Origin of the sequence: Amnibacterium endophyticum (genome assembly GCF_042680685.1) — a bacterium.
Lineage (GTDB): Bacteria > Actinomycetota > Actinomycetes > Actinomycetales > Microbacteriaceae > Amnibacterium > Amnibacterium endophyticum.
Window position 1 is genome coordinate 25,248 of record NZ_JBHUEA010000015.1, and the last position, 15,410, is coordinate 40,657.

At 73.7% G+C, this 15,410-nt stretch carries 13 protein-coding genes and 1 pseudogene; 5 read left to right on the forward strand and 9 right to left on the reverse strand.

Going from position 1 to position 15,410, the window contains the following annotated elements; genetic code table 11:
- The gene (locus ACFSBI_RS10485) at positions 1-696 is read left to right on the forward strand and encodes a potassium channel family protein (RefSeq protein ID WP_377934696.1); all 696 of its coding nucleotides are present in this window, start codon (positions 1-3) and stop codon (positions 694-696) included.
- A 93-nt stretch (positions 697-789) separates the two neighbouring features.
- Here ACFSBI_RS10485 and ACFSBI_RS10490 read toward each other — a convergent pair whose 3' ends face one another.
- Positions 790-1,632, reverse strand: a complete 843-nt coding sequence (locus ACFSBI_RS10490) for an aldo/keto reductase (protein ID WP_377934698.1) — start codon at positions 1,630-1,632, stop codon at positions 790-792.
- Positions 1,633-1,698: 66 nt separating this feature from the next.
- On the opposite strand from ACFSBI_RS10490, the gene ACFSBI_RS10495 reads away from it, so the two are divergent.
- Positions 1,699-2,016: an SHOCT domain-containing protein gene (locus tag ACFSBI_RS10495; protein WP_377934699.1), complete on the forward strand. Its 318-nt coding sequence runs from the start codon at positions 1,699-1,701 to the stop codon at positions 2,014-2,016.
- Positions 2,017-2,034: 18 nt separating this feature from the next.
- Here ACFSBI_RS10495 and ACFSBI_RS10500 read toward each other — a convergent pair whose 3' ends face one another.
- From ACFSBI_RS10500 to ACFSBI_RS10510, 3 genes are read right to left on the reverse strand one after another with little or no spacing between them, the layout of a single operon-like run.
- Complete coding sequence (locus ACFSBI_RS10500; protein ID WP_377934701.1) at positions 2,035-2,721, reverse strand: endonuclease/exonuclease/phosphatase family protein; 687 nt, start codon at positions 2,719-2,721, stop codon at positions 2,035-2,037.
- 27 nt (positions 2,722-2,748) lie between these two features.
- Positions 2,749-3,579 carry a nitroreductase family protein gene (locus ACFSBI_RS10505; RefSeq protein ID WP_377934703.1) on the reverse strand — a complete coding sequence of 277 codons (831 nt, stop codon included), beginning with the start codon at positions 3,577-3,579 and terminating at the stop codon, positions 2,749-2,751.
- A 2-nt stretch (positions 3,580-3,581) separates the two neighbouring features.
- A complete protein-coding gene (locus ACFSBI_RS10510; protein WP_377934705.1) occupies positions 3,582-3,908 on the reverse strand; it encodes a hypothetical protein in 327 nt (108 codons plus the stop codon).
- 133 nt (positions 3,909-4,041) lie between these two features.
- Here ACFSBI_RS10510 and ACFSBI_RS10515 point away from each other — a divergent pair, with 133 nt between their 5' ends.
- The 3 genes from ACFSBI_RS10515 to ACFSBI_RS10525 all read left to right on the forward strand — a co-directional run bounded on the left by ACFSBI_RS10515 (position 4,042) and on the right by ACFSBI_RS10525 (position 7,774).
- Entirely contained in the window at positions 4,042-4,266 is a 225-nt protein-coding gene (locus ACFSBI_RS10515; RefSeq protein WP_377934706.1) for a hypothetical protein, read from the forward strand.
- Between the two features lie 77 nt (positions 4,267-4,343).
- Positions 4,344-5,144: an FAD binding domain-containing protein gene (locus tag ACFSBI_RS10520; RefSeq protein WP_377934708.1), complete on the forward strand. Its 801-nt coding sequence runs from the start codon at positions 4,344-4,346 to the stop codon at positions 5,142-5,144.
- Positions 5,141-7,774 carry a molybdopterin-dependent oxidoreductase gene (locus ACFSBI_RS10525; RefSeq protein ID WP_377934710.1) on the forward strand — a complete coding sequence of 878 codons (2,634 nt, stop codon included), beginning with the start codon at positions 5,141-5,143 and terminating at the stop codon, positions 7,772-7,774. The genes ACFSBI_RS10520 and ACFSBI_RS10525 overlap by 4 nt, the downstream gene beginning before the upstream one ends.
- A gap of 21 nt (positions 7,775-7,795) precedes the next feature.
- Here the strand turns inward: ACFSBI_RS10525 and cobA are convergent, their stop codons facing one another.
- The 5 genes and pseudogenes from cobA to ACFSBI_RS10550 form a co-directional block, all read right to left on the reverse strand.
- Complete coding sequence (gene cobA, locus ACFSBI_RS10530) at positions 7,796-8,755, reverse strand: uroporphyrinogen-III C-methyltransferase (RefSeq protein WP_377934807.1); 960 nt, start codon at positions 8,753-8,755, stop codon at positions 7,796-7,798.
- A pseudogene (locus tag ACFSBI_RS10535) lies at positions 8,647-8,895 on the reverse strand (Rieske (2Fe-2S) protein); the annotation flags it as partial. The gene cobA and the pseudogene ACFSBI_RS10535, both read right to left, overlap by 109 nt.
- On the reverse strand, positions 8,892-11,426 hold the full coding sequence (gene nirB / locus ACFSBI_RS10540) for a nitrite reductase large subunit NirB (protein WP_377934712.1): 2,535 nt from the start codon (positions 11,424-11,426) through the stop codon (positions 8,892-8,894). The gene nirB and the pseudogene ACFSBI_RS10535, both read right to left, overlap by 4 nt.
- The gene (locus tag ACFSBI_RS10545) at positions 11,426-13,981 is read right to left on the reverse strand and encodes a molybdopterin oxidoreductase family protein (RefSeq protein ID WP_377934713.1); all 2,556 of its coding nucleotides are present in this window, start codon (positions 13,979-13,981) and stop codon (positions 11,426-11,428) included. The genes nirB and ACFSBI_RS10545 overlap by 1 nt, the downstream gene beginning before the upstream one ends.
- Entirely contained in the window at positions 13,978-15,378 is a 1,401-nt protein-coding gene (locus ACFSBI_RS10550) for an MFS transporter (RefSeq protein ID WP_377934715.1), read from the reverse strand. The genes ACFSBI_RS10545 and ACFSBI_RS10550 overlap by 4 nt, the downstream gene beginning before the upstream one ends.
- Positions 15,379-15,410 lie beyond the last annotated feature (32 nt).

The following is a 15,410-nucleotide window of genomic DNA, read 5'->3' on the forward strand; positions in this document are numbered from 1 at the left end:
ATGGTGAGGCTGCGCGGACTGGGCGCGGGCGAGACGCTGACGGCGGTCGCCGACTCGGTCGCCGTGATCGGGCTGGGGCGGTTCGGCTCCGCCCTGGCGCTCGAGCTGATGGAGACCGGCAGCGACGTGCTCGGCGTGGACTCGCGCGAGGAGCTGGTGCAGCGGATGAACGGGCGCCTCACCCACGTGGTCCGCGCCGACAGCACCCAGGAGAGCACGCTCCGCGAGCTGTCGCTGCCGGACTTCGAGCGGGTCGTCGTCGCGATCGGCACCGACCTCGAGGCCAGCATCCTGACCGCGTCCCTGCTGCTCGAGTTCGGGGTGCCGCAGATCTGGGCGAAGGCCGTCTCGGACGCGCACGGCGCGATCCTGACCCGGCTCGGCGTGCACAACGTCGTCTACCCGGAGAAGGACATGGGGCGCCGCATCGCGCACCGGGTGCAGGGCAACCTGCAGGACTTCGTCGAGCTCGGCGACGACTTCGCCGCCGTGCGCACCCGGCCGCCGTCCTACCTCGTCGGCAAGACCGTCGCGGAGGCGAAGACGCGCGACAACCTCGGCGTCACCATCACCGCGCTGAAGCGGCCGGACGGCGGGTGGCACCACTGCACCACCGACTCGGTGATCGGCGCCGACGACCTGCTGCTCGTCACCGGCCCGACGAAGAAGGCGGAGCGCTTCGCCGCGGGCCGTTGACCGCGCGGTGCGCCGGGCGGGCGCGGACCGACGGGACGGGCGCCTCGTGACGCCCGTCCCGTCGGATCACGCCCGCGAGCGCGATTCGCGACGTCAGCTCGGGATGTAGTCGAAGACGTCCGGGTCCGGGCCGGTGCGCTCGGCGCGGTCGAGGGCGGTGATGTCGCTCATGTCCGCGTCCGACAGCTCGAAGTCGAAGATCGCGAAGTTGTCGCGCACGCGCTCCGGCGTGACCGACTTCGGGAACACGATGTCGCCGCGCTGGATGTGCCAGCGCAGCACGACCTGCGCCGGCGACTTCCCGGTGCGTCGCGCGATCCGCTCGATCACCGCGTCGTCCAGCACCTTGCCCTGCGCGATCGGCGACCAGGCCTCGGTCGCGATCTGGTGCTCGCGGTCGAAGTCGCGCATGTCGTCCTGCGCCAGGTACGGGTGGATCTCGATCTGGTTGACGGCGGGCACCACGGTCGTCTCCGCGAACAGCCGGTTCAGGTGGTGCTGCTTGAAGTTCGAGACGCCGATCGCGCGGACCCGGCCGCCCTGCAGCATCTCCTCCATCGCCTTCCAGGCGTCCACGTAGCCGCCGTCGGTCAGCGGCCAGTGCATGAGGAAGAGGTCGAGGTGCCCGATGTCGAGGGCCGACAGCGTGTCCTCGAACGCCTTCGCCGCCGCCTCGGGCGCGTGGTAGCCGTTGTTCAGCTTGCTCGTGACGAAGATCTTGTCGCGGTCGATGCCCGACTCGCGCACGGCCTCGCCGACCTCGCGCTCGTTGCCGTACATCTCCGCCGTGTCGATGTGGCGGTAGCCCTCGCGCAGCGCGACGAGCGTCGCCTCCTTCGTGTCCTCCGGCGGGATCTGGAAGACGCCGAAGCCCAGCTGCGGGATCTCGACGCCGTTGTTCAGCGTGATCATGGGGACTGCACCGGTCGTTGCCATGTCATCGACGCTACGCGCGCACGGCTGATGCCGGCCTGACGGGCGGTCGGGCGCTACGGTCGCTGCGTGCCCGGCGATCTCGGCCCCGATCCGTTCCCGGCCGGCGTCTCCCACGCCGCCTTCGTCGTCGTCCCCGCGATCATCGGCATCGTCTTCCTGCTGATCGTCGTGTCGATCGTCTACCGCTCGGTCCGGCTCGGCCGCCGCGGGGTGAACCCCCTCACCCTCCAGGAGGACCTGGCCGCCCGCGCGCTCCGCTCGCAGGCGCTCGCGCCCGCGCGCTCGAAGGCGGAACGGCTGGCGGAGCTCGACCGGCTGCACGCGGACGGCGCGATCACCGACGCGGAGCGGGCGGACGCCCGCGACCGCATCCTCGCCGAGTAGGGACCGGAGGGCGCTCGCTCAGGCCCGCTCGAGATCGACCGTGATCGCCCGGTGGTCCGACAGGTCGTCGGCGGACACCTGGACGCGCTCGATGCGCCAGCCCGGGGGCACGAGGAAGTAGTCGTCGGTCTCGTCGGTGCCCGGGTGCGACTCGTAGCTCGCGACCTCGGTGGTCAGCACGCCCTGCCCAAGCAGGGCGCGGTGGCGCTCCAGGTGGTCCACGTTGAAGTCGCCGCCGAGGATCCGCTGCTCCCCGCGCGCGGCGAGGATGCGCCGCAGCTCGCCGAGGTGCTCGAGCGCGAACGCGTCCCGGACGGAGAGGTGCACGTTCACGAGCGGCCAGGTCCCGTCGTCCGCCGCCACGTCGACCACCTGGACGATCCGCTCGTGCGGGTCCTCCGCCTCGTGCCGCAGCACGAGCGCCTCCGTCGCCACGACCGGGTGCTTCGACAGCAGCCCGAGGCCCTCGCGGTAGAGCGGGTGCACGCGCCCCTGCTGCAGCCGGGTGATCGACTCGTGCCGGTGCGGGTAGCGCAGCTCGCGGTTCAGCATCGCGACCGGCGACCACGGGGAGACGTCAGGCAGGTAGACGTCCTCCTGGAAGAGGACCACGTCCGGGTCGAGCCGGCGCAGCGCGGCCACGATGCGGGGCGAGCGGTGGTCCCAGTCGAGGAGCCCCTGGAGGTTCAGCGAGGTGATGCGCACGGGAGCGATCGTGGCGGAGCCCGCCTGTCAGCTCCCCGCCGCCGGGTCCTCGGCCGCGACCGGCGGCAGGTCGTCCCAGCCGCCCTGCGGCGTCGCGCAGGTCTCCCGGAACACGTACTGCGAGGGCCGCTTGCGCTCGCTGCTCGTCCAGTCGATCGCCGGGCGGCGCCGGTCCTCGGGCAGGTACCCGAGCCGGTAGACCGCCATCAGCTCCAGCTCGTCGGGCACCTGCAGCAGGTCGACGATCCGGTCCCACTGGCCCGGCACCTCCATGGGGAAGGAGACGAACTGGATGCCCATCCCGACCGTGCCGACGGTGAGCCAGACGTTCTCCATCGCCGCGCCCATGCTGAAGAGCGAGTAGAAGGACGACAGCTCGCCGGGCCGGTACTCGCCCCGGTCGAGCATCACCCCGAGCAGCAGCGGCGACCCGGCGACGAGGCGCCGGTTCTCGGCGCCCAGGGTCTGCGGCACGCGCAGCGAGTTCATGAGCCGCTGGCCGCGGGAGGTGAACGCCTGCGACGTGAAGGGGCGCAGCGGCGCGGGCAGCCTGTCGAAGAGCATGCCGTCGCGCCGTCGCGCCATCTCGGCCTTTGAGAACCGGAAGTACGGCTTGTACCGCTCGAAGAACGTCCCCTGCGCCATGGCCGTGGTCATGCTCGACCCGCTGATCTCCGCGACCGCCTCGATCGTCTCCCGCGACTCCACGAGCACGAACCGCCAGGGCTGGCTGTTCAGCTGGCTGGGCGCGCGGCCCGCCACCTCCATCAGCAGGCGCTGGTGCTCCGGGGAGACGGGGTCGGGCAGGAACGCCCCGTTCGTCGTGCGGCGGCGGCGGATCGCCTCGAGCAGGTCCACGGTCAGGCTCCTCCACGGATCAGCAGGGCGCCGGCGTACCAGGGCGCCGCGGTCAGCGCGGTCCGCGCGTGCATGCCGTGGCCGGCATGCGGCAGGACCGCGAGCGGCGCCAGCGCCGGGGCGAGCGCGATGCCCGGGGCGGAGCGCTGCACGATGCCGGCGCCGACCGCGGCCGCCGTGGTCGCGGCGGTCACGATGTACAGCGCGTGGTGCACCCAGCGGTGCCGGCGGGTGTCGACCACGCGGGTCGCGACCGCGGTGCCGAGGGCGCAGTTGGCGAGGTACGCGCCGCTCGCGACGCGCACCAGCAGGCGGGTCGCAGCGGGCACCCCTCGATCCTCCACCGTGCCGCCCTGACGGAGGCGGTGCACGGTGCATCGCCGGGTCCGGAGCGCGCAGCGGCAGGTCGGAACCCGAAGCGGCGGCACCGGGGTGGGCGGCGACCGCACCTAGCATCGGCGGATGCGCGGCGCTCCGTGGGACGGCCTCTTCTACGGCTTCGTCCTGCTCGCCCTCGTGCTCGTCGGTGCGCTCACCAGCGCGCTTGAGGCGCAGGACTTCCTGTTCCGCGCCCTCGCCTGGGCGGTGACGGCGCTCTGCGTCGCCGGGATGGTCCGGATCCTCCGCAGGGCGATCCGCCTGCAGGAGCCCGACCGCCCCACCGGGCGCTGGTGGTTCGGCGGCTGAGGCCCCGCCCGGCGCCTGCGCCCGCCCCGGGCGCGCGTCGTAACACCGCCGCAACCGCGGTGCGGTGGGATGGGGCGATGGACCTGCCGACGCTCACCGAGGTGCGCCTGCCCGCGTCCCGCGCCGATCTCGCCCTCAGCGCGACGGTGGTGCCGCTCGGCGGCGGCACGTGGCTCTACTCGGAGCCGCAGCCGCACCTGACCGGGCTCGTCGACCTGACGGCGCTCGGCTGGACGCCGTGGGAGCGCCGGGACGACGGCGGGCTGTCCATCGCCGCGACCTGCACGATCGCGCAGCTGGTCGCGATCCCGCACGAGTGGGCCGCGGCGCCGCTGTTCCGGCGGTGCGCGGAGTCGCTGCTGCAGTCGTTCAAGGTGTGGCGCACCGCCACCGTCGGCGGCAACATCGCGACCGCCCTCGCGGCCGGGGCGATGATCGCGCTCGGTGCTGCGCTCGACGCGGAGCTCGTGATCTGGACGCCCGACGGCGGCGAGCGGCGGCAGCGGGTGGAGGACTTCGTGCTCGCCCAGCGCGCGACCACCGCTCTGCCGGGCGAGGTGGTGCGCTCGATCGAGCTCGCGCCCGGTCCGCTCTCGGCGGTCACCGGGTTCCGCCGCATCTCGCTCGCGGCGCTCGGCCGGGCGGGCACGGTCGTGATCGGGCGCCGCGACGCCGACGGCGGCTTCGTCCTCTGCGTCACCGGCGGGACGGTGCGACCGGAGGTGCTGCGCTACGCCGCGCCTCCCGCGGCGTCCGCGCTCGCCGACGACGTCGGGGCGCTGACCACCTGGTTCACCGACGCGCACGGCGCGGCCGACTGGCGGCGCGCGATGTCCGTGCGGTTCGCCGAGGAGCTGCGGCAGGAGCTCGGCGCATGAGGTTCGAGCTCGACGGCGAGGACGTCGAGGGGCTGCCGTTCCCCGGCCAGTGCCTGCGCACGCTGCTGCGGGACGCGGGCGCGTTCGCGGTGAAGAAGGGCTGCGACTCCGGCGACTGCGGCGCCTGCGGGGTGCTGCTCGACGGCGAGCCGGTCCACTCCTGCATCGTGCCGGCGCACCGCGTGGCCGGCCGCAGCGTGACGACCGCCGCGGGACTCGGGACGCCGGACGCGCTGTCGGACGTGCAGCGGCGCTTCGTCGAGGCGGCCGGGTTCCAGTGCGGCTTCTGCACCCCCGGCATGGTCGTGACCGCCTCGTCGGAGGCCGTCCGCTCCGCCGACGAGGCCGACCTGCCGCGGCTGTTCAAGGGCAACCTGTGCCGGTGCACGGGGTACCGCAGCATCCGCGACGCGCTCGCCGGCCGCGGTGCGACGGAGGAGCGCGGCGTCGCGGGCGGCATCGGCCGCCCGGTGCGCGCGCCCGCGGCGGAGCGGGTGGTGACCGGTCGCGAGCCGTACACGCTCGACACCGCCACGACGGGGCTCGCCCACCTGGCGGTGCTGCGCAGCCCGCACCCGCACGCCCGCATCCGCGGGATCGACGCGAGTGCGGCGCGCGCGATGCCCGGCGTGCTCGCGGTGCTCACCCCGGAGGACGACCCGGGCGTCCTGTTCTCGACCGGGCGGCACGAGAACCGGCTCGAGGACCCGGACGACACCCTCGTGCTCGACGCCGTCGCGCGCTTCGCCGGTCAGCGCGTCGCGGCCGTCGTCGCCGAGACCCTCGGGCAGGCGGAGGCGGCCTGCCGCGTGATCGAGGTCGACTGGGAGGTGCTGCCCGCGGTCTTCGACCCGGACGAGGCGCGGTCCCCGGGCGCACCGCTGCTCCACGGCGACAAGGACCCCGTGCTGACCCGCATCGGCGAGCCGGAGCGCAACGTCGTCGCGGCGAAGCACGGCGAGATGGGCGACGTGGACGCCGCCCTCATGACCGCGGCCGTCACGGTCTCGGGCGTCTGGCGCACCGCACGGGTGTCGCACGCCGCCCTCGAGACGCACGCGACGCGCGGCTGGCTCGACGCGGACGGTCGCCTGGTGCTGCGGACCAGCTCGCAGGTGCCCTACCTCGTGCGGGACGAGCTGTGCCGCCTCCTCGGGCTGCAGCAGAACCGGGTCCGGGTGTTCACCGCCCGGGTGGGCGGCGGCTTCGGCGGCAAGCAGGAGCTCCTCACAGAGGACCTCGTCGCGCTCGCGGTGCTGCGCACCGGGCGGCCCGTGCAGTGGGAGCTGACGCGCGAGGACGAGTTCACGGCCGTGCCGCTGCGGCACCCGAAGCGCGTCTCGGTGACCCTCGGCGCCGACCGCGACGGCGTGCTCACCGCGATGGACGTCGACGTCCTCTCCGACACCGGGGCCTACGGCAACCACGGGCCGGGCGTCATGTTCCACGGCAGCCACGAGTCCCTCGCGGTGTACCGGGTGCCGAACCGGCGGGTGCGGACCGAGGCGGTCTACACGAACAATCCGCCGTCGGGCGCCTTCCGCGGCTACGGGCTGGGTCAGGTGATGTTCGCGCTCGAGTCGGCGATGGACGAGCTGGCGCGACGCCTCGGGATCGCCCCGCTCGAGCTGCGGCGCATCAACGCGATCCGGCCGGGCGACCCGATCCTCGTCACCGATCCGGGCGAGGTCACGGACCTGCGGTACGGCGGGTACGCCCTGGACCAGGCCATCGACCTGGCGGAGGCGGCGCTGGCGGAGCCCGGCGAGCCGGCCCCCGAGGGCCCCGAGTGGCGCACGGGGACGGGCACCGCGCTCGGGATGATCGCGACGATGCCGCCCCGCGGGCACTTCAGCGAGGTCCGGCTGGCGCTCGAGCCGGACGGGCTGGTCCTCGACGTGGGCACCGCCGAGTTCGGCAACGGCACCACCACCGTGCACGCCCAGATCGTGGCCGAGGTGCTCGGCGTCGCCCCCGACGCGGTGCGGATCCGCTCGTCCGACACGGACGCCGCCCCCTACGACACCGGCGCGTTCGGCTCCGCGGGCACCGTGGTCGCCGGGAAGGCGGTGCACGCGGCCGCCCTCGCGATGCGGGACCTGATCGAGGCGTCGCGCGCTCGGCTCGGCGACCTGCCGCTGACGGCGCACGCGCCGCTCGTCGCGGCGGGGTCCGCCGACGGCACCCCGCGCGGGCTCGCCTTCAACGTGCACGGCTTCCGCGTCGCCGTGCACACCGGGACCGGGGAGGTGCGCATCCTGAAGTCGGTGCAGGGCGTGGACGCGGGCACGGTGCTGAACCCGGAGCAGCTGCGCGGCCAGGTCGAGGGCGGGACGGCGCAGGCGATCGGCTCCGCGCTGCTCGAGGAGGTCGTGGTCGAGCAGGGGCGGGTCCTGACGCGGGCCTTCCGCAACTACCGGGTGCCGCAGATGGCGGACGTCCCCCGCACCGAGGTGCGCTTCGCGACGAGCCACGACGACCTCGGCCCGTTCGGCGCCAAGTCGATGAGCGAGGCGCCGTACAACCCGATCGCTCCGGCGCTCGCGAACGCGATCCGCGACGCGATCGGGGTGCGCCCGCACGAGCTGCCGATGACCCGCGATCGCGTCTGGCGACTGCTGCACGGCTGAGCGCACGCGCTCGGGGGCGGATCAGGACGCGGCGACCGCCCCGACGGCCGAGGCGGTCGCCGCAGCCGCCTCCGCACGGACTGCGACCTTCCCGATCACGACCACCGCGGGCGACGCCACGCCGGCCTCGGCGGCGTCCCACATCGCCCGCCCGAGATCCGTCAGCAGGGTGCGTTGCGCGGGCGTGCAGCCCCGCTCCACGATCGCCACGGGGGTCGCGGCGGGCAGCCCGCCGCGCATCAGGCCCGCGGTGATGCTCGGCAGGTTCGTCACCCCCATCAGCACGACGATCGTGCCGCCGAGGCCCGCGAGGTGCCGGCACTCGGCGTCGGAGAGCGGGGCGTGCCCCGAGACGACGGTGAAGAGGCGGCACACCTCCCGCTCGGTCACCGAGACGCCCGCCGCAGCAGGGACCGCGACGGCCGAGCTCACCCCCGGCACGACCCGGACCGGGACGCCGGCGAGCCGGCAGGCGTCGACCTCCTCGGCGCCCCGCCCGAACACGAAGGGGTCACCGCCCTTCAGCCGCACGACCCGTGCGCCCGCGAGCGCGTGCTCCACCATGAGCGCCTCGATCGCCCGCTGCGGCAGCGGGTGGTGGCCCGGGCGCTTGCCGACGTCGACCAGCCGGGCTGCGGGTGCCAGTACGCGCAGGTCCGCATGCGGCGCCAGCCGGTCGTGCAGCACGACGTCCGCCGCTCCGAGCGCGCGCACGGCGGCGACCGTGAGCAGCTCGGGGTCGCCGGGCCCGCCCCCGACGAGCACCACCTCGCCGGTCACGACGCCTCGCAGCCCGCGGTGCCGCCCGGCTCGACGAGCACTGTGCCGGCCTCGTCGACGCTCGCGCGGTAGACGCGCAGCGGCGGCTGGTCGGACCTGGAGCAACCCGTGTCGAGCTCGAACACGTTCAGGTGCAGCGGGCAGACGACGACGCCGAGGTCGATCTGCCCGTCGGCGAGCGGACCACCGCGGTGCGGGCAGACCGCCTGCACCGCTCGCACGGATCCGTCCCGCAGGTGGAAGACCGCGACCTGCTCCCCCGCGACGGCGAACGCGCGCCCCTCACCGAGCGGGATGTCGGCGAGCGGCGCGATGGCGACCGCGACCGGGGCCGCGGTCATCGCGTCGCCTCGGCGCTCTGCCGCCGCGGCACGCTCGGCAGCACCTCGAGCGGCAGGGCGGTCCGGAACTGCCCGGGCGTCTGCGGGTCGGCGCCCTCCTTCCAGGGGTCGCGGTAGGCGTCGACCGACTGCTGCATCCGCTCGTCGAGGCCCGCGGCGATGCCGAGCGAGTCCTCCACCAGCACCTGCTGCAGGAACTCGAGCCCCATCCGCGGCACGAAGGCGTAGGTGCGCTCGAGCCAGTTGGCGTTCTCGCGGTAGTACTGCATGAACCGCCCCGTGAGCAGGTTCGCGGTCTCGGGGTCGTCGACCGTCGCGAGCAGGTCCCCGCGGCGGATGTGCGCCCCGGCGGCGCCCCCGATGTAGATCTCCCATCTCCCGCCCTCGACCGCGACGATGCCGACGTCCTTCACCATCGACTCCGCGCAGTTGCGGGGGCAGCCCGAGACCGCCAGCTTCATCTTCGCCGGGCTCTCGATGCCCTGGTACCGCGACTCGATCTCGACGCCGAGCTTCGTCGAGTCGCCGACGCCGAAGCGGCAGAACTCCTGCCCGACGCAGGTCTTCACCGTCCGGAAGCTCTTGCCGTAGGCGTACCCGGACGGCATGTCGAGGTCGGCCCACACCTTCGGCAGGTCCTCCTTGCGGATGCCGAGCAGGTCGATGCGCTGCCCGCCGGTCAACTTCACCATCGGCACGTCGTACTTCTCGGCGACGTCGGCGATGCGGCGCAGCTGATCGACCGAGGTCACGCCGCCCTTCATCTGCGGCACCACGGAGAAGGTGCCGTCGCGCTGGATGTTCGCGTGCACCCGGTCGTTGATGTAGCGGGCGTCGCGCTCGTCGACGTAGTCGTCGCCGAGCATCATCCGCAGCAGCGAGGTGAGGCCCATCTTCGACTTCGCGTCGTCGGCCCCGTCCGGCGCGAGCGCCGCGAACACCTGGGACACCGAGCGGAGGCCGCGCTCGCGGATCTCGCGCATCAGTGTCGGCTTGTCGAGCGGGATCCCGGGAACGTAGTAGGACGCGGCCGGGTCGACCTCGAGCGCGTCGCCGGCGGCCCACTCGACGACCTGCTTCACGAGCAGCTTGCAGGAGCCGCAGCCCTTCCCGGCCCGGGTCTTGTCCATCACCCCGCCGATAGTGCGGATCCCGCCCTGCACCGTCTGCAGGATCGCGCCCTTGCTGACGCCGTTGCAGTTGCAGACCTGGGCGTGGTCGTCGAGCTCGGCGACGCCGACCTCCTCGGCCGGCCCGCCGACGTCGAACAGCATCTCGACCCGCTCGGCCGGCAGCGGCAGCCCGTCGTCGAACGCCTGCGTCAGCCACGCGACCTTGCGGCTGTCCCCGAGCAGGGTCGCACCGACCAGCCTGCCGTCCCGGATGATCAGCGACTTGAACACGCCGCGGGACGGCTCGGAGAACACGATGTGCTCGTCCGTGTCCCGCTCCGGCGCCGACAGCCCCATCGACGCGACCTCGACGCCCGCGACCTTCAGCTTCGTCGTGGTGCGCGAGCCGAGGTAGCGGGCCTCGGGATCGGTGCCGGCGAGGTGGTCGGCCAGGACCACCGCCTGCTCCCACAGCGGTGCGACGAGCCCGTAGAGCTCGCCGCGGTGCTGCGCGCACTCGCCGACGGCGTAGATCCCGTCCTCGTCCTGCACCCGCATCTGGTCGTCGACCACGATGCCGCGCTCGACCGCGATGCCCGAGACGACCGCGACGTCGACGTTCGGGCGGACACCCGCCGCGACCACCACCATGTCGCACACGAGGTCCCCGACGTCGCGCAGCCGCACGCCGCGCACCCGGTCCCCGCCGAGCAGGGCGGTCGTCCGGCTGCCGGTCCGGACCTCGATGCCGAGCGCCTCGACGCTGCGGCGCAGGATCGCGCCGCCCTCGGGCGACAGCTGGGCGTTCATCAGGTGCCCGGCGGAGTGCACGACGGTGACGTCGAGCCCGTGGCTCTGCAGCCCGCGCGCCGCCTCGAGCCCGAGCAGGCCGCCCCCGATCACGACCGCGCGGCGGTGGTCCTCCTCGCCGGCGTGCTCGATCATCCCGCGGGTGTCGTCGAGGGTCCGGAAGGAGAAGACGCCGGGCAGCAGCGAGCCGTCGGGCCGCCGCATGCCGTCCATCGAGGGCAGGAACGGCCGGCTGCCGGTCGCGATCACGAGCGAGTCGTAGGGCGTCGCGCTGCCGTCGTCCGCGAGCACGAGCTTCGCGAACCGGTCGATGCGGGTCGCGCGCACCCCTGATCGGAGCAGGACGTCGTGCTCGTCGTACCAGTCCAGGGGGTTCAGGTAGATGTCGGCGTCGTCCTCCTCCCCCGACAGCACGTGGCTCAGCTGGATCCGGTTGTAGTTGCCGTAGGGCTCGTCCCCGAAGACGGTGATCCGGAAGCGGTCGGCGCCGCCGCGCTCCAGCACCTCCTCGACCAGGCGTGCGCCGGCCATGCCGTTGCCGATCACGACGAGCTCCGTGCGGCCGTCGCCGGTCGCCGGCAGCGCGGGGGCGGAGAGCAGGTCGGTCATCAGTGCTCCACCATGCCCAGGTCGACGACGACTGTGCCGGTCAACCCGTCAGGGGCGTGCAGCAGGACCTCGATCACGGACCCGCCCTCGAAGTCCTCGACCACGCGCAGCGGCACGTGCACCTGGTCCTTCGCGCCGATCGGGAAGTAGCGGCGGGGCTGCCCGTCGACGGACAGCACGGCGGTGATCAGCTCGTCGGTGGAGTTGCCGCCGCGGAAGTACAGCGCCTGGGTGACCACCCCGTCCGGCACCGTGCGGCTGAGACCGCCGCCGATCGCGGCGGGAGCGCCGGTGCCGGTGAAGGGGTGGATGCCCTGGAGGAATCGGTTCTCGGAGATCATGCGGGTGGTCCTCCTGCTGGTGCCGGGATCGGTGGCGTGTGGCGGCGGGGCCGCGGGCGGGTCGTGGGCGGGCGGCGCATCGGTGAGCAGGTGGCCGTCGTCCGGGCCGCCGATGCGGCGCACGTCGACGGCGCACGCCTTGAACTCGGGCATGCGGGACGCCGGGTCGAGCGCGGTGCTGGTGAGCAGGTTCGCGCTGGTCGCGCCGCCCCAGTGGAACGGCAGGAAGACGGTGTCTGGGCGGATGTCGCCGCTGACGCGGGCGCGGAAGCGCGCGGTGCCGCGACGGGTGGCGAGCTCCACGACGTCGCCGTCGGCGACACCGGCGCGCGCGGCGAGGTCGCGGTGCAGCTCCGCCTGCGGCTCTCCTGCCGCCTCGGCGTCGCCGCGGTGGCGCCGCGTCTGCGCGCCGCTCTGGTACTGCCCGGTGATGCGGCCCGTGGTGAGCACGTAGGGGTACCGGCGGTCCGGCGTCTCGGCCGGTGACCGGTGCAGCACCCGGATGAATGCGGCGCGGCCCGTCGGGGTCGGGAACCGGTCGGCGAAGAGGCGGGGCGTCCCCGGGTGGCCGGGCTCCGGGCAGGGCCAGAACACCCCCTGCTCGTCCTCGATCCTGCGGTAGGTGATCCCGGCGTAGTCGGCGATCCCGCCCGCGCTCGCACGCCGGAGCTCGTCGAAGACCACCTCCGGGTCGGTGTCGATCCGGTGCCCGAGGCCCAGCCGATCGGCGAGGCCGCGCAGGATCTCGAGGTCGCTGCGGACCCCGGCCGGCGCGTCGATCGCGCGGCGGCGGCGGATCACGCGGCCTTCCAGGTTGGTCAGCGTCCCCTCCTCCTCCGCGAACTGCGTGGTGGGGAGGACGACGTCGGCGAGCTCGGCGGTCTCGCCGAGGAACAGGTCCGAGACCACGAGCAGGTCCAGGCGCGCCAGCCGGTCGCGGACCCGGCGGACGTCGGGCGCCGACACGGCGATGTTCGACGCGAGCACGAGCAGCACCCGGACGCCGTCCGCGGTGCCGAGCCGGTCGAGCATCTCGTAGGCGGAGCGCCCCGGCCCCGGCAGCTCCGCCGGGTCGACGCCCCACACCGCGGCGACGTGCGCGCGGTCCGCGGGGTCGGCGAGCCTCCGGTAGCCGGGCAGCTGGTCCGCCTTCAGCCCGTGCTCCCGGCCGCCCTGGCCGTTGCCCTGCCCCGTGATCGTGCCGTAGCCGGACCACGGCCTGCCGGGCAGGCCGAGCGCGAGCGCGAGGTTCACGAATGCCTGCGCGGTGTCGGTGCCGTTGCTGTGCTGCTCGGCGCCGCGAGCCGTGAGGATCATCGCGCTGCGCGCCTCGCCGAGGACCCGGATCGTGCGCCGCAGATCCGCGACCGGCACGCCGGTGATCCGCTCCACGCGGTCGGGCCAGTACCGGGTCACCGCGGCGCGGACGGCGCCGAAGCCCATCGTGCGCCGCTCGATGTAGTCCTCGTCGATCAGGCCCTCGCTGAGCGCGAGCCGGAGCAGGCCGTTCGCGAGCGCGAGGTCGGTGCCGGGGCGGGGCTGCAGGTGCAGGCTCGCGGTCGCCGCGGTGGCCGTGCGCCGCGGGTCCGCGACCACGTGCACGGCGCCCGCGGCGCGCCCCTCCTCGAACACCCGCATCGCGGGCGGCATCGTCGCGGCGGGGTTCGACCCGACGAGCAGGACCGCCTCGGCCTTCGCGATGTCCGCGAGCGGGAACGGCAGGCCGCGGTCGATGCCGAAGGCGCGGTTCGCAGCGGTCGCGGCCGACGACATGCAGAAGCGGCCGTTGTAGTCGATGGCGGAGGTCCTCAGCACGACGCGGGCGAACTTGCCGAGCGCGTACGCCTTCTCGTTCGTCAGACCGCCGCCGCCGAAGCAGCCGACGCTGTCGGCGCCGTGGAGGCCCTGGCTCCGGCGGATGGCGTCGGCGACGAGGTCGAGCGCCTCATCCCAGGTCGCCGGTCGGAACGGGCTGGTCCTGTCGCCCGTCACGCTGCGGACCATGGGGGTGGTGAGCCGCTCCGGGTGACCGAGCAGCGAGCCGGCGTTCCAGCCCTTCGAGCAGAGGCCACCGCGGTTGGTGGGGAAGTCCTGCTGCGGTTCGAGGTGCACGCCGTCGGCGGCCGCGCCGACCCGCACCCCGCACTGCAGGGAGCAGTAGGGGCAGTGGGTCGCCGTGGCGGCCGACGGCGGCGCGGGGGGCGCGAGCGTCACACGCGCTGCCCGAGGGTCGCGCGGCGGAAGTAGAAGAACGCGGTGACGGCCATCATCACGAGGTAGGCCACGATGAACCCGCCGAAGGCCGGGCTGTAGCTGCCCGTCGACGTCTTCACCGCTCCGAGCACCTGCGGGATGATGAACCCGCCGTAGGCGCCGACCGCCGAGATGATGCCGAGGGAGGCCGCCGCCCGGCGCTGCACGCTGATGTCCCCGCCCGCGCGGTGCGCGTCAGCGGTGCCGGCGCGGATTGCGAAGACGGTCGGGATCATCCGGTAGGTCGCCCCGTTGCCGACGCCAGTCGCGATGAAGAGGACGAGGAAGCAGGCGAGGAAGAGCCAGAAGTTCCCGAGCGGCAGCACCAGCATCACGGCCAGCGCGCCGAGCCCCATCACGCCGAAGGCGACGAGCGTCATCGCGGAGCCGCCGACGCGGTCCGCGAGCCGGCCGCCGAAGGGCCGGGAGAGCGAGCCGAACAGGGCTCCGAGGAATGCGAGGGAGATCGCGGCGGAGCCGACCTGGAAGGTCGAGAAGGCCGGGAACTGGTCGACGATGAGCTTCGGGAAGACGCCCGCGAAGCCGATGAACGAGCCGAAGGTGCCGATGTAGAGGAAGGCGAGGATCCAGAGGTGCGGCTCCCGGAGGGCGGACAGCGACGCTGCGATGTCCGACTTCGCCGTCGACAGGTTGTCCATGAAGAGGTACGCGCCGACCATCGCGACGAGGATGAGCGGGATCCAGACGAACCCGGCGAGCGGCAGGTTCTTCGTCGCCGCGGCCGCACCGATGGTGATCACGATCGGGACGGTGAACTGCGCGACGGACGCGCCGAGGTTGCCCCCTGCGGCGTTCAGGCCGAGCGCCCACCCCTTCTCGCGCTGCGGGTAGAAGTAGGTGATGTTCGACATCGAGCTGGCGAAGTTGCCGCCCCCGACGCCCGCGGTCGCGGCGATGAGCAGCATCACGGGGAAGGGCGTGTCCGGGTTCCCGACCGCGAGGCCGAGCAGGATGGTCGGGATCAGCAGCAGCCCCGCGGAGACGATCGTCCAGTTGCGGCCGCCGAAGCGGGCGACGACGAACGAGTAGGGGAAGCGCAGCGTCGCGCCGACGAGGCTCGGGATCGAGATCAGCCAGAAGATCTGACCGGTGTCGAAGGTGAAGCCCGCGGTCGGCAGCGAGACCACCACGATGCTCCAGAGCTGCCAGACGACGAAGCCGAGGAACTCGGCGAAGATCGACCACCCGAGGTTGCGCTTGGCGACCGCCGACCCCTCGGCGGACCACTGCGCGGTGTCCTCGGGGTCCCAGCCGTCGACCCAGCGACCGGGGCGGCGCGTGATGCCGCTCCCCTTCGTGCTCGTGGGGGGTGCGAGCACGTCCTCTGCGGCGCTCATGAGCGGTCTGCCTCCTGCTGCGACGGGTGGTG

Bases quoted from the DNA above. Each gene is read 5' to 3' on its own strand.
- ACFSBI_RS10490 (WP_377934698.1), bottom strand. From the start codon at position 1,632: ATGGCAACGACCGGTGCAGTCCCCATGATCACGCTGAACAACGGCGTC.
- ACFSBI_RS10485 (WP_377934696.1), top strand. From the start codon at position 1: ATGGTGAGGCTGCGCGGACTGGGCGCGGGCGAGACGCTGACGGCGGTC.
- ACFSBI_RS10525 (WP_377934710.1), top strand. From the start codon at position 5,141: ATGAGGTTCGAGCTCGACGGCGAGGACGTCGAGGGGCTGCCGTTCCCC.
- ACFSBI_RS10520 (WP_377934708.1), top strand. From the start codon at position 4,344: ATGGACCTGCCGACGCTCACCGAGGTGCGCCTGCCCGCGTCCCGCGCC.
- ACFSBI_RS10550 (WP_377934715.1), bottom strand. From the start codon at position 15,378: ATGAGCGCCGCAGAGGACGTGCTCGCACCCCCCACGAGCACGAAGGGG.
- nirB (WP_377934712.1), bottom strand. From the start codon at position 11,426: ATGACCGACCTGCTCTCCGCCCCCGCGCTGCCGGCGACCGGCGACGGC.
- ACFSBI_RS10515 (WP_377934706.1), top strand. From the start codon at position 4,042: ATGCGCGGCGCTCCGTGGGACGGCCTCTTCTACGGCTTCGTCCTGCTC.